The following is a 12,639-nucleotide window of genomic DNA, read 5'->3' on the forward strand; positions in this document are numbered from 1 at the left end:
CTAGCGGCCCAGGTCGGCGAGGATGCGCTTGGCGGCGTTGTGGCCGGCGGCGCCGATGACGCTGCCGGCCGGGTGGGCGCCCGCCGATCCCGCATAGAGCCCGTCGAGGCCGGTCGCATAGGGCATCCGCTGGTCGAACATGACCGTGTTGTCGACGTGGTGGATGTGGCCGCCGGTGATGCCGAAGTGCTTCTCGATGCCCGGCGGGGTCAGCGGCATCGTGTCGGCGACCAGGTCAGTGGTGCCCGGCGCGTATTTGTCGCAGATGGCCAGCAGCTTGTCGACATAGCCCGGCAGGGCCTCGTCCCAGGTGGTGCCGGCCAGCTCATAGGGCACCGACTGCACGAACAGCGCGGACGAGTGATGCCCGTCCGCGTCCTGCAGGGACGGGTCGACCGTGGTGTGCAGGTACCACTCGATGGTCGGCTCCTCGGGCAGCCGGCCGGCCTGCACGTCGGCCCACATCGCCCGCAGCGCGGCCATCGGCGAGTCGGTCGCGGCCATGTCGGCCAGCCCCGCCGAGCCCGGCAGCAGGTGGATCGTCGACCCGAACGGCGAGGCCGCGCCCTCCGGCAGGCAGGAGAACCGGGGCAGGCCGCGCAGCGCCAGGTTGACCTTCATGGTCGTGCCCGGTCGCTTGACCGCGGCCATCCGGGTGGTCAGCTCGGCCGGCAGCGCGCCCTCCGGGACCAGGTCGATCAGCTTGAACGGGTCGCAACTGCCGAGCACCACCCGGGCCGAGACGCTGCGGCCGTCGGCCAGCACCACCCCGCTGGCGGCGTTGTCATCCACCGTCACCGCGGTGACCGGGGTGCCGGTCAGGATCCGGGCGCCGGCCGCGCGGGCGGCGTCGGCGAAGGTGCGCGACACCGTGCCCATGCCGCCGGCCGCGATCATCCAGGTGCCGTCCGAGCCGGGCAGCCGGCACATGTTGTGGGCCAGGAAGTTGTGGCCGGTGCCGGGGTCGTCCGGGCCCGCGTTCAGGCCGGAGATGCCGTCGGTCACCGCGTACATGCTCATCAGCAGCTCGGACTTGAAGCCGAAGCGGGAGAGGTAATCGGCGACGGAGCCGCGTACGAGATCGATGAATGTGCTTTGCAGTGGGGAGCGGATGTGCCGCTCGGCGATCTCCTCCACCGAAGCCGGCTCCTGCAACCAGGCCGGTGCGAGATCGGCGCGCAGCGCGGCGATCTCCACCGCCATCGCCTCGTCCGCGGCCACGTCACGCGGCGAGAAGAACCGCTCCATCTGCGCCCGGGTGGCCTCGCGGTCGCTGCCGAACAGCAGGTAGGGCGAACCGGCCGGGCCGGGCGTGGGCAGGAAGTAGTGCGGATCGCGGCGCAGCACCGGGATGTCCAAGTCGAGTGTGCGCAACAGCTCGGGCGGCATCAGGCCGAGCAGGTAGGACCCGGTCGACTGGCCCAGCCCGGGCACCTTGGCGAACGGGCGCTCGGTGCGGGTGGCGCCGCCGAGCACGCCGGCCGCCTCCAGCACCACCACGTCGAGGCCGGCGCGGGCCAGCAGGATCGCGGAGACCAGACCGTTGTGCCCGGAACCGATGATCACCACGTCGGCGCGGGCCGGGATCGCCGCCGCGTCTGCTGCCGGAATCGCTGTCATGGCTCGCGAGCCTAGCGCGCCAAAGTTTGCAGGATCCGGCTCAGCTCGAGTTCGAAGAGCGGGCCGGCGTCGGTCACCGCCCAGTGCAGCTGCCCGAACGCCTCCATCGCGATCAGCCCATAGATCCGCGCCCAGCTGGACACGAACTGATAGACCACGGGCAGCGGGAAGCGCTCGCCGAAGGTGTCGAAATAGGGCTGGAAGGTGTGCGTGAGCTCGACCGTGGCGATCTCGGCCCAGTCGCCCTCGGTCGGCTTCTCGGCATAGTGCTCGTCCAGCACCGTGAAGAACGCCTCGCAGAACCGGGCGCCGCCGTGCTCGAGCTCGCCCCAGCGCTCCGGCAGACCCGGTTTCGGACTGCCGAAGACCAGCCCGAACTCACTGCGGTGGTCCAGCGACCAGGCGCGGAAGGCGCGGGCCATGTGGCCGACCCGGGTCAGTGGATCGTCTGCCGCGTGCTCGGCGGCGCACTGCTCGACCGCCGCGGTGATCTCGCCGAAGAGGTCGGTTACCAGCGCCAGCGTGAGATCCGTGAGGCTGTCGAAATAGCGGTAGATGGCCGGCGCGGTCATGCCCATCTCGCGGGCGATGGCGCGCAGCGAGACGGCCGGCAGGCCACCGTCGACCAGCAGCTGGCGGGCGGTCTGCTTGATCTCCGCGACGGTCGCCTCGCGCAGACGATCGCGCCGCCTCGGCGTGGCCATCGTCATAGATCTCCCTGTGCTGTCAGCGTTGACTCACGCGAACGCCGTTGAAAGAGTAAACGGCGTTCACGCAAGCTGCCAAGATCTCCGTCGAGATTAGGTGATGGGCATGTTCCGGTGGTGGGGCCGAGCGGTCGTCCGTTTGCGCTGGTGGGTGGTCGCGGCGGCGTTCGCCCTGGTCACGGTCGGTGCGACCTGGGGGTTGGGTGTTTTCGGCGCTCTCACCGGCGGGGGATACGACGCACCGGACAGCGAGTCCAACCGGGCGGCGACCGCCATCGCCGAGCAGCTCGGCCAGCGCAACCCCGACGTGCTCGTGCTCTGGTCCAGCGACAGCGCCACGGTCGACGACCCGGCGGTCCGGTCCGCGATCACCGCCGCGGTGGCCGAGATCCGCACCCAGCCCGGCGTGGCGACCGTGACCAGCTATCTCGACTCCGAGTCGCCGGCCCTGGTCAGCACCGACCGCAAGGCGACCTACGCGGCGATCCAGCTGGCCCCCGGCGACGCCGACCAGCAGATGGCCGCTTTCGAGGCGATCGAGCCGCACTTCGAGGCGGCCGGGCTGCGCAGCGAGGCCGGCGGGGAGGTGGCCTTCAACAAGCAGGCCAACGAGCAGACCGAGCGCGACATCACCCGGGCCGAGATCTTCTCGCTGCCGGTCCTGCTGGTGCTGCTGATCCTGATCTTCCGTGGCGTGGTGGCCGCGCTGTCCCCGCTGGTGATCGGCGGCATCGCGATCCTCGGCGCGTTCGTCGCCGTGCGCGGATTGACCTATCTGACCGACATCTCGGTCTTCGCGATCAACATCATCACGCTGCTCGGGCTCGGCATGGCGGTGGACTATTCGCTGTTCGTGGTGAGCCGCTTCCGCGAGGAGCTGGCGAACGGCAAGGACGTCCCCACCGCGATCCGCATCACCGTGGCGACGGCCGGCCGTACCGTCATGGTCTCCGGCCTGACCATCGTGCTGGCGCTGTCCAGCCTGCTGATCTTCCCGCAGCCGTTCCTCGGCGGCATGGCCATCGGCGGCATGGCCGCGGTGCTCATCGCCATGCTGGCCGCGCTGACCGTGTTGCCGGCCGCGCTGGCGCTGCTAGGCCACCGGGTCGACGCGCTGCGCATCCCGATGCCGCGCCGCCGCACGGGCGAGCCGGGCGCCGCGTGGGCCCGCCTGGCGCACAGCGTGATGCGGCGCCCGGTGCTCTATGTGGTCGGCGTCCTGGCGGTGCTGGTGCTGTTCGCGCTGCCGTTCAGCCGGGTGCAGTTCGGCGGCTTCGACGAGCGGGTGATGCCGGCCGACACCCCGGCGCGGATCGTCAACGAGGCGCTGCGCGACGACTTCCCGGGCGGCGGCGCCAGCCCGATCAACGTGTTCGTGCCGTCCGGCGACGCGGCCACGCTGGCCGGCGACATTCAGGCGCTGCCCGGGGTGGCGAGCGCACAGACCGGCGGGCCGAAACTCGTCACCGTCATCACGTCGGCCGAGGCGTCCACGGCGGAGGCGCGCGAGGTGGTCCAGGAGATCCGGGCGCTCGACCCGGACGCGCTGGTCGGTGGCCGGGCGGCGGTCGACCAGGACTCGCTCGAGAGCCTGGCCGAGCGGCTGCCCTGGATGGCCCTGATCATGGCGGTCGCCACGATGGTGCTGCTCTTCCTGGCCTTCGGCTCGGTGGTGCTGCCGATCAAGGCGGTGCTGATGAACGCGGTCTCGATCGGCGCGTCCTTCGGCGTGGTGGTCTGGATCTTCCAGGACGGTCACCTCGAGGGCCTGTTGCGCTTCGAATCGACCGGCTTCATCGAACCGAGCAACATGATCCTCGTGCTGGCCGTGCTCTTCGGCCTGGCCACGGACTACGAGGTGTTCCTGCTGTCCCGGGTGCGCGAGGAGTGGGACCGCACCGGCGACAACACCACCGCGGTGGCCGCCGGCCTGCAACGCACCGGGCGAATCATCACGGCGGCCGCGTTGCTGCTGATCGTGGTGGTGGCGGGCTTCGCGACAGGCGGCGTGGCGGTCATCAAGATGATCGGCGTCGGCATGATCGTGGCGATCATCGTGGACGCGACCCTGGTGCGTGCCTTGCTGGTCCCGGCAACGATGCGTCTGCTCGGCCGCTGGAACTGGTGGGCGCCGGCTCCGTTGGCCCGGATCTACGGCCGCTACGGCATCCATGAGACAGAGTCCACCCCGGACGAGCCGGAGCCGGCCCGAGAGCCGGCCCACCTCTAGCCCACCCACCCGTCTGCCCATCCGACCCTGCACCGGCCCCGCCAGCTCGCCATCCGGCCCAGCCGGCGGCTAATGGGCGTCCGGCGAGGGCGGGCGGCCGCGGGTGGTTGAGGCAAAGGTGGTGGCGCCGGCTGGCTATTTCGCGGCGATGGCGTTGGGCGGGGTCTTGGTGGCTGGGGGATCGGTGTCGTGGGTTTCAGGGGCCGGGTCGGGGGTGGTTTTGGCTCGGCGGTCGCGTTGGTAGGTGCTGGCTGAGAGGGTGGCGGCGTAGCCGGCCAGGACGATGGTGTGGAAGAGGTACAGCCAGAGGCCCACGGCGACCATGCCGCCGATCTCCGTGAATCCGCCGAACGGGACGCCCAGGTCCAGAGGTAGCGAGCAGAAGAGCACGAAACCGTGCAGGAAGCCGGACAGGTTCGCTGCCGTGAAGGAGCCGACTAGGGTCGTGGCCAGCCATTCCGGGTGGCCCGGCGCTACGTAGCGGTAGACCCAGATCACCACGGGGGTCAGCACCAGCCAGCAGGCCAGAAAGGACAGGACCACGCCGCCTACGGCGTACCAGCCGCCGCGGGTCCACAGGTCGCTGGTCACCGGCAGGGCCAGGAACGTTGCCAGGAGCAGTGCGGGGGCGGCAGCCAGCAACGGCAGCCACAGTATGCGGCCGCGCCAGCCGACCAGTTGCTCGCCGGGGCCGCGCACCGAGACGAAGGCGCGGCGCAGGCCCTCGCCGTAGAGGGTTGCGGGCAAGAGGCTGGCCAGCGCGAGGATGGGAGTCAGGCCCAGGCCCGCCTCGATCAGCGCGTGCAATGCCCGGGGTGCGCCGATCGCGTCCGGCAGGGCGTCGATGGTGTGCCCGGTCAGCCGTCGCACCCGGTCGGCGCCGGCCACCAGGCCGGTCACCCAGATGGCCAGCAGCGCCACCGGCACCACGGCTATCCCGGCGTAGAACGTCACCGCCGCGGCGTGCAACGACACGTCCCGCCCGCGCAGCGGCCGGAACGGCGCTGCGAGGAGCTTCCGGGAACGCCTCAGCCACAATCGCACAGACGAGTGCTTGCCCCAGGACCCCGCGAGTTATCCACAGCCCGGAGACGAGCGTCCCCGGCGTTACCCTGATTCCGGCAAGATTCCCCGCGGAGGTGAGTCCGATGGCAGCACCCGCACGCGAACCGTCGTTCGAGCTGCTCGGCACGCGTGTTCAGCCGTGGACCGCCCAATTGGCCCTCGACCTGCTTCCGGAGACCTCCGGACCCAAGGTCGAGGTCATCGGGGGGAGCGTCGTCTTGACACCGCACGCCGGCTTCGACCATCAGGAGGTCGAGTTCGAGCTCCAGTCGCGGATGAAGCCGGCGGCTCGAGCCGCCGGCCTCTGGGTCTATCACGAGGTCAACATCGTCTCCGGCGACGACCTCTTCATTCCCGACCTCGTCGTCCTGCGCCGATCGGGCGGCGGGCGCAAGGCAATGCCGATCTCGGACGCGGTCCTGCTCGGCGAGATCGTGTCGAGCGGTAACCGGCGCAAGGACCTGGTGGATCGGCCGCGGGGATACGCCGATGCGGGTGTCCCGTACTTCCTGCGGGTGGACTTCCGCGATCGCGTTCCGGCGATCGTGCTGCACCAACTCGTCGACGGGGCTTATGAGCCGGTCGTCGCCGCGGCCGGTGGCGATGTGTTCGCCATGCGGGAGCCGTTCGAATTCTCCGTCGATCCGGCCGAGCTGGTCGGACCCGCAGCTTGAACCGCGTCCGGGAGGATGGGCGCATGCGTGAGTTGGTGCTGCTGGGGTCGACCGGATCGATCGGGACACAGGCGATCGACATCGTTCGGCGTAATCCGGATCGGTTCCGGGTGGTGGCGCTGGGCGCGGGGGGCGGGAACGTCGAGCTGCTGGCGGCGCAGGCGCTCGAGCTGTCCGTCGAGGTCGTGGGCGTGGCGCGGTCGTCGTGCGTACAGGATCTGCAGTTGGCTTTTTATGCCGAGGCGCAGCGGCGCGGATGGGCCACCGGCGACTTCCAGCTGCCGAAGATCGTGGCGGGACCGACCGCGATGGCGGAGCTTGCCGGGTGGCCCTGTGACGTGGTGCTGAACGGGGTGGTGGGCAGTCTCGGCCTGGCGCCGACGCTGGCCGCGTTGCGGGCCGGGCGGGTTCTCGCGCTGGCCAACAAGGAGTCGCTGGTCGCGGGTGGGCCGCTGGTGCGTGCCGCGGCCGCGCCGGGGCAGATCGTGCCGGTCGACTCCGAGCACTCGGCGCTCGCGCAATGCCTGCGGGGCGGCAAGGAGACCGAGGTGCGGCGGCTGATCCTGACCGCCAGCGGCGGGGCGTTCCGGGGGCGCACCCGGCCGGAGCTCACCAACGTCACCCCGGAGGACGCGCTCAAGCATCCGACCTGGGACATGGGGCCGGTGGTGACGATCAACTCAGCCACGATGGTGAACAAGGGGCTCGAGGTGATCGAGGCGCACGAGTTGTTCGGCGTGCCCTATGCGGACATCGAGGTGATGGTCCACCCGCAGTCGGTGCTGCACTCGCTGGTCGAGTTCGCCGACGGGTCGACGCTCGCCCAGGCCAGCCCGCCGGACATGCGGCTGCCGATCGCGCTCGCGCTGGCCTGGCCCGATCGCGTGCCGGAGGCGGCCGCCGCGGTCGACTGGCGTGAGGCGCACAACTGGGAGCTGCGGCCGCTCGACGACGACGCGTTCCCGGCGGTCCGGCTGGCCAAGGCCGCGGGCGAGGCCGGGCGGCTGCGGCCGGCCATCTACAACGCCGCCAACGAAGAGTGTGTGGCCGCCTTCGTGTCCGGTCGGCTACCTTTTCTGGGCATCGTCGACACCCTCGAGAGGGTGCTCGCGGCGGCACCCGATTTTGCGGATCCGGGTACCGTCGACGACGTGCTGACCGCGGAGGCCTGGGCGCGTGCCCAGGCGCAGCGGATGATCGCGACTGCGGCAGAGGGAGCCTGATGCTGTATTGGTTGGGGGTGGTGGCGTTCGCGCTGGCCATCTTGATCTCGGTGAGCCTCCACGAGGCGGGTCACATGATCACCGCCAAGCGGTTCGGCATGAAGGTCTCGCGCTACTTCGTGGGCTTCGGTCCCACGGTGTTCTCCTTCAAGCGCGGCGAGACCGAGTACGGCCTGAAGTGGATCCCGCTCGGCGGCTTCTGCAAGATCGTCGGAATGACGCCGCAGGATGACGACGTCGAGCCGGAGGACCAGCCCCGCGCGATGTGGCGGTTCCCGGTGTGGAAGCGGACGATCGTGATGTCCGCCGGGTCGCTCACCCACTTCCTGCTGGCGATCGTGGCGATGTGGTTCGCCGCGGTGTTCGTCGGCCTGCCCAACCCGGCGATCCCGCAGACCGTGGCCGAGCAGCGCAACGCGCCGGCCATGGTGCAGGTCGGCAATTGCATCCAGATCAACCTGTCGCAGACCCCGTGCGCGGTCGGCCAGAACGGCGACCTGACCGGCCCGGCGTCCGCCGCGGGCCTCAAGACCGGCGACATCATCACCAGCGTCGGCGGCCAGCCGATCGCGAACTACGGCCAGCTCACCGATGTGATTCGGGCCACCACGCCGGGGCCGACCGAGTTCGCGTACACGCGGGACGGCCAGGCGGCCACCGCGACGGTGAACCTGGTGGCCGCGCAGCGCCCGCCGCTGGACGACCCGGACGGCACGGTCACCCAGGTCGCGGTGGCCGGCATCAGTTGGACCACCAAAGAGCCCGGCCTGGTCACCTATGGCCCCGTCGACGGCGTCGGAGCGACCGCGGACTACGGCTGGACCATCGTGCAGGGCACGTTCACCGCGATGAAGCGGATTCCGGAGAAGGTCCCGGCGCTGTGGCACTCGATCACCGGCGACGAGCGCGACCCGGACACCCCGATCAGCGTGGTCGGCGCGAGCCGGCTGGGCGGCGAGGCGATCGCGGCCGGGCTGCCGCAGGTGTTCCTGATGATCTTCATTTCGCTGAACATCTTCATCGGCATCTTCAACCTGCTGCCGCTGCTCCCGCTGGACGGCGGCCACATCGCGATCGCGTGGTACGAACGCGCCCGCTCGTGGCTCTACGGAAAGCTGAAGAAGCCCGACCCGGGTCGCGTTGATTACTTCAAGTTGATGCCGCTGACCTACGCGGTCATCCTGATCGGTGGGGCGTTCACCCTGCTCACCATCACGGCGGACGTCATCAACCCGATCTCGATCTTCTCCCGTTAACGACATCGATCCAAGGCAACGAACCAGGTGATGAGTCAGTGACCGCAATCAGCCTCGGCATGCCGGCCGTGCCGCCGCCGCCCCTCGCGCAGCGACGCAAGAGCCGCCAGATCATGGTGGGCTCGGTGCCGGTCGGTGGCGGCGCCCCGGTCAGCGTGCAGTCGATGACCACCACGCTGACCGCCGACGTCAACTCCACGCTCCAGCAGATCGCCGAGCTCACCGCCTCCGGCTGCCAGATCGTGCGGGTCGCCGTGCCGTCCCAGGACGACGTCGAGGCGCTGCCCGCGATCGCCAAGAAGTCGCAGATCCCGGTCATCGCCGACATCCACTTCCAGCCGAAGTACGTGTTCGCCGCGATCGACGCCGGCTGCGCCGCGGTGCGGGTCAACCCGGGCAACATCCGCAAGTTCGACGACCAGGTCAAGGAGATCGCCAAGCGGGCGGGCGACGCCGGCATCCCGATCCGGATCGGCGTGAACGCCGGCAGCCTGGACAAGCGCCTGCTGGAGAAATACGGCAAGGCGACCGCCGAGGCGCTGGTCGAGTCGGCGCTGTGGGAGTGCTCGCTGTTCGAGGAGCACGGCTTCCGCGACATCAAGATCTCGGTGAAGCACAACGACCCGGTGGTCATGATCCGGGCCTACCGGCAGCTCGCCGAGCAGTGCGACTACCCGCTGCACCTCGGCGTCACCGAGGCCGGCCCGTCGTTCCAGGGCACGATCAAGAGCGCGGTGGCGTTCGGCGCGCTGCTGGCCGAGGGCATCGGCGACACCATCCGGGTGTCGCTCTCCGCGCCGCCGGTCGAGGAGATCAAGGTCGGCAACGCCATCCTCGAGTCGCTCGGGCTGCGCGAGCGCGGCCTGGAGATCGTCTCCTGCCCGTCCTGCGGGCGCGCTCAGGTGGATGTCTACACGCTTGCCGAGCAGGTCACCGCGGCGCTCGAGGGCTTCCCGGTGCCGCTGCGGGTGGCCGTGATGGGCTGTGTCGTCAACGGCCCGGGGGAGGCCCGCGAGGCCGATCTGGGAGTGGCGTCCGGCAACGGCAAGGGCCAGATCTTCGTGAAGGGCCAGGTCATCAAGACCGTGCCTGAGTCGATCATCGTGGAGACCCTGGTCGAGGAGGCCCTGCGGCTGGCCGACCAGATGGGCGCGGAGCTGCCCGACGAGCTGCGCGAGCTGCTGCCCGGCCCGACCGTCACCGTGCACTGACCGGCCGAGAAAGCCGCCAAAGGGGGCCGGGCCAAGAGGCCGGCTAGAAGAGGACCGTCGCGAAGGTGCCGGCCGGCTCGAAGCCGCAGCGTGCGTAGGCCTGCCGGGCCGGCGTGTTGTAGTCGTTGACATAGAGGCTCACCGTCGGCGCGACCCGGCGCAGGGCGTCCTTCGTGACGGCCGCCATCGCCGCCGCCGCGAGACCTTGGCCCCGGAACTCCGGGTCCACCCACACGCCCTGCACCTGCGCGGTGCGCGACGTCACGATGGCCAGCTCGGCCTTGAAGATGACCCGGCCGCCGTGGAAGCGCGCATATGCCCGCCGCGACCGCACCAGCTCGGCGATCCGCCGCCGGTAGCCCCGCCCGCCGTCGTCCTGCAGCGGGGAGACGCCGACCTCCTCGGTGTACATCGCCACCGCCGCCGGAAACAGCAGATCGACCTCGTCGCCCCGGACCAGCCGCACCTCGGGGTCGGCGGCGATCGGCGGCTCGGTGTCGGCGACCAGCAACGGCTGGTTGGGCCGGACGTCGCGGGCCGGCCCCCAGTGACCGCCCAGCCGATCCCACAGATCGAGGACCGCGTCCGCCCGGCCGATGATCGACGAACAGATGCGCGGCTCGGCGCCGAGCAGGTCGGCGAACGCCGCGACCGATGCGGGGGTGGCGCAGACCGGCACCAGGTGCGCCCCGGACCAGAGCAGTGATTCCACGCGGCGGCCGGGCCCGTACCCATAGATCCTGCCGTCGGCACGCCACCAGCTGAGGCCATGGGCCGCCACCCGCTCGGCGATCTGGGCACCGGCGTAGGGGTCACTGTCGAGGATTCTCTCGACCGTCGCCCGCTCGGACTCCCCGAGCTGGCGCATCGGCACCGTCAGCACGCCTACCAGATTGCCAGACGTAGCGCTGCTCACACCTCCCGCGTGCCCTAGCGACCCGAGAAAGCCTTGCAGACGATGCGTTGCCGATATATCGTCAAACTATCGACAACAGAACGGAGATAGTCATGCGACACGAACACTTCCGTCGCCTGCACGAGGGCCACATGCGTGGCTTCGGCTTCCCGCCCGGTTTCCCCTTCGGAAACGGTGGCCCCGGTCCCGGTGGTTTCGGGGGCCGTGGTGGCTGGGGCGGTCCCGAGGGCCGTGGTGGCCGCCGGGGTGGCCGAGGCGGCCGTCCCAACGTGCGACCCGCCGTCCTCGCGCTGCTCCTCGAGCGGCCGATGCACGGTTACGAGATGATTCAGGAGCTGGAGAGCCGCACCGGTGGCATCTGGCGCCCGAGTCCGGGGTCGATCTACCCGACCCTGCAGCTGCTGGAGGACGAGGGCCTGATCGAGGCCGAGGCCCACGGCGGTCGCAAGAGCTACCAGCTCACCGCGGACGGCCGGCCCGAGGCCGAGACCGCGGCGGAGAACCCCCCGTGGAACCAGTTCAGCAACGACAGCATGTCCCAGGCGCAGGACTTCCGCGACGCGGCGTTCGGCATCATGGACGCGCTGCGGCAGGTCGGCTTCAACGGCACCCCGGAGCAGCGGCAGAAGGCCCTGGAGGTCCTCACGGACACCAAGCGCCGGCTGTATGCGATCCTCGCCGACAGCGAGTGACCAGCACCGCGACGGACCCGCACCAGCGATGGTGCGGGTCCATCGGTGTCTATCGGGCCAGGTCGCCGAAGAGCTGCGCCAGGCCGGCCGCGCCGCCGCTCTGCATCTCGGGCGTCGGAACCAGGGCGATCACCGGCACGGCCACGCCGGCGTCCTGATAGGCCTGGACCTTGGCGCGGCATTCCGCGGGCGAACCGTGCACCACCAGGTCGTCGACCACGTCGTCGGGAATCGCGGCCAGCGCGCCCTTGCGGTCACCGGCCGCCCACGCGGCCCACATGCCCTCCAGCGCCGGCCCCCGACCGAGCCACCGGTGGAACTCCGCATAGGCCGGCACCGAGAGATACGCCGTGATCATGCGCCGCGCGACCATCCGGGCATATTCCTGGTCCGCCGTCGGGCACACGAAGATCCGGGCGACCACCTCGAAGTCCGGCCCGGCGCCCTTGGTCTCGGCCAGCGCGGCCGGCACGTCCGCCGCGGACAGCCAGTTCATGATCACGCCGTCCGCCTCGGCCGCGGCCAGCCGCAGCATGCCGGGCCGCAGCGCGGCGAGCAGGATCGCCGGCGGCGTCGCGGGCGGCCGCTCGAGCCGGAAGCGGCGCACCGTGAAGGTGTCGAACTCGCGGTCGACCGTCTCGCCGGCCAGCGCCGGCCGCAGGAAGCGCAACATGTCCCGGCTGCGCGCGAACGGCCGGTCGAACTCCACCGCGTTCCAGTCGCCGACCACCACCGGTGAGGACGCGCCGATGCCCAGCCGGAAGCGTCCGGGCGCGGTCTCCGCGAGGGCGGCCGCGGTCATCGCCAGCAGGCCCGGACCGCGGGTGAAGACCGGGGTGATCGCGGTGCCGAGCTGGAGTCGCGACTCCCAGACGGCGGCCAGGGTGAGCGGCGTGAACGCGTCGCTGCCGGACACCTCCGAGGTCCACGCGTCGGTGAACCCGGCGTCCGCCAGGGCCGCGAAGACAGCGGCGTGATCGGCGAGCGGAACCCCGCCGAGCGGAACGGTCATACCCCAGCGCTTGGCCATCTCCCGATCCTCCCG

11 protein-coding genes are annotated in these 12,639 nt (G+C 70.6%); 6 read left to right on the plus strand and 5 right to left on the minus strand.

Translation table 11 applies throughout. The features are described from left to right. Both ACZ6TI_RS02170 and ACZ6TI_RS02175 read right to left on the minus strand, forming a co-directional pair. Entirely contained in the window at positions 1 to 1,620 is a 1,620-nt protein-coding gene (locus ACZ6TI_RS02170) for a phytoene desaturase family protein (protein WP_465343127.1), read from the minus strand. An 11-nt stretch (positions 1,621 to 1,631) separates the two neighbouring features. Further along, positions 1,632 to 2,324 (minus strand): TetR/AcrR family transcriptional regulator, encoded by a 693-nt coding sequence (locus tag ACZ6TI_RS02175; protein ID WP_465343128.1) that lies wholly within the window; start codon positions 2,322 to 2,324, stop codon positions 1,632 to 1,634. A gap of 109 nt (positions 2,325 to 2,433) precedes the next feature. Between ACZ6TI_RS02175 and ACZ6TI_RS02180 the strand changes: the two genes are divergently transcribed. Then, positions 2,434 to 4,557: an MMPL family transporter gene (locus tag ACZ6TI_RS02180; RefSeq protein WP_465343129.1), complete on the plus strand. Its 2,124-nt coding sequence runs from the start codon at positions 2,434 to 2,436 to the stop codon at positions 4,555 to 4,557. 135 nt (positions 4,558 to 4,692) lie between these two features. Here the strand turns inward: ACZ6TI_RS02180 and ACZ6TI_RS02185 are convergent, their stop codons facing one another. Further along, positions 4,693 to 5,601, minus strand: coding sequence for a YihY/virulence factor BrkB family protein (locus tag ACZ6TI_RS02185; protein WP_465343130.1), 909 nt, complete (start codon positions 5,599 to 5,601; stop codon positions 4,693 to 4,695). Positions 5,602 to 5,705: 104 nt separating this feature from the next. Between ACZ6TI_RS02185 and ACZ6TI_RS02190 the strand changes: the two genes are divergently transcribed. Genes ACZ6TI_RS02190 through ispG form a run of 4 tightly spaced genes read left to right on the plus strand, consistent with a single transcriptional unit; the run spans position 5,706 to position 9,986 of the window. Continuing rightward, the gene (locus ACZ6TI_RS02190; protein WP_465343131.1) at positions 5,706 to 6,296 is read left to right on the plus strand and encodes a Uma2 family endonuclease; all 591 of its coding nucleotides are present in this window, start codon (positions 5,706 to 5,708) and stop codon (positions 6,294 to 6,296) included. A 23-nt stretch (positions 6,297 to 6,319) separates the two neighbouring features. Further along, positions 6,320 to 7,519, plus strand: a complete 1,200-nt coding sequence (gene dxr / locus ACZ6TI_RS02195; RefSeq protein ID WP_465343132.1) for a 1-deoxy-D-xylulose-5-phosphate reductoisomerase — start codon at positions 6,320 to 6,322, stop codon at positions 7,517 to 7,519. After that, complete coding sequence (locus ACZ6TI_RS02200) at positions 7,519 to 8,775, plus strand: M50 family metallopeptidase (RefSeq protein WP_465343133.1); 1,257 nt, start codon at positions 7,519 to 7,521, stop codon at positions 8,773 to 8,775. Before dxr ends, ACZ6TI_RS02200 begins: the two co-directional genes overlap by 1 nt. A 38-nt stretch (positions 8,776 to 8,813) precedes the next feature. Further along, positions 8,814 to 9,986, plus strand: coding sequence for a flavodoxin-dependent (E)-4-hydroxy-3-methylbut-2-enyl-diphosphate synthase (gene ispG, locus ACZ6TI_RS02205; RefSeq protein ID WP_465343134.1), 1,173 nt, complete (start codon positions 8,814 to 8,816; stop codon positions 9,984 to 9,986). A gap of 43 nt (positions 9,987 to 10,029) precedes the next feature. Here the strand turns inward: ispG and ACZ6TI_RS02210 are convergent, their stop codons facing one another. Next, entirely contained in the window at positions 10,030 to 10,869 is an 840-nt protein-coding gene (locus ACZ6TI_RS02210) for a GNAT family N-acetyltransferase (protein ID WP_465343135.1), read from the minus strand. A gap of 125 nt (positions 10,870 to 10,994) precedes the next feature. On the opposite strand from ACZ6TI_RS02210, the gene ACZ6TI_RS02215 reads away from it, so the two are divergent. Next, complete coding sequence (locus ACZ6TI_RS02215; RefSeq protein ID WP_465343136.1) at positions 10,995 to 11,594, plus strand: PadR family transcriptional regulator; 600 nt, start codon at positions 10,995 to 10,997, stop codon at positions 11,592 to 11,594. A 49-nt stretch (positions 11,595 to 11,643) separates the two neighbouring features. Here the strand turns inward: ACZ6TI_RS02215 and ACZ6TI_RS02220 are convergent, their stop codons facing one another. Further along, a complete protein-coding gene (locus ACZ6TI_RS02220; RefSeq protein WP_465343137.1) occupies positions 11,644 to 12,624 on the minus strand; it encodes an LLM class F420-dependent oxidoreductase in 981 nt (326 codons plus the stop codon). Positions 12,625 to 12,639: the final 15 nt, after the last annotated feature.

Source organism: Actinoplanes sp. NPDC051388, from assembly GCF_055586225.1.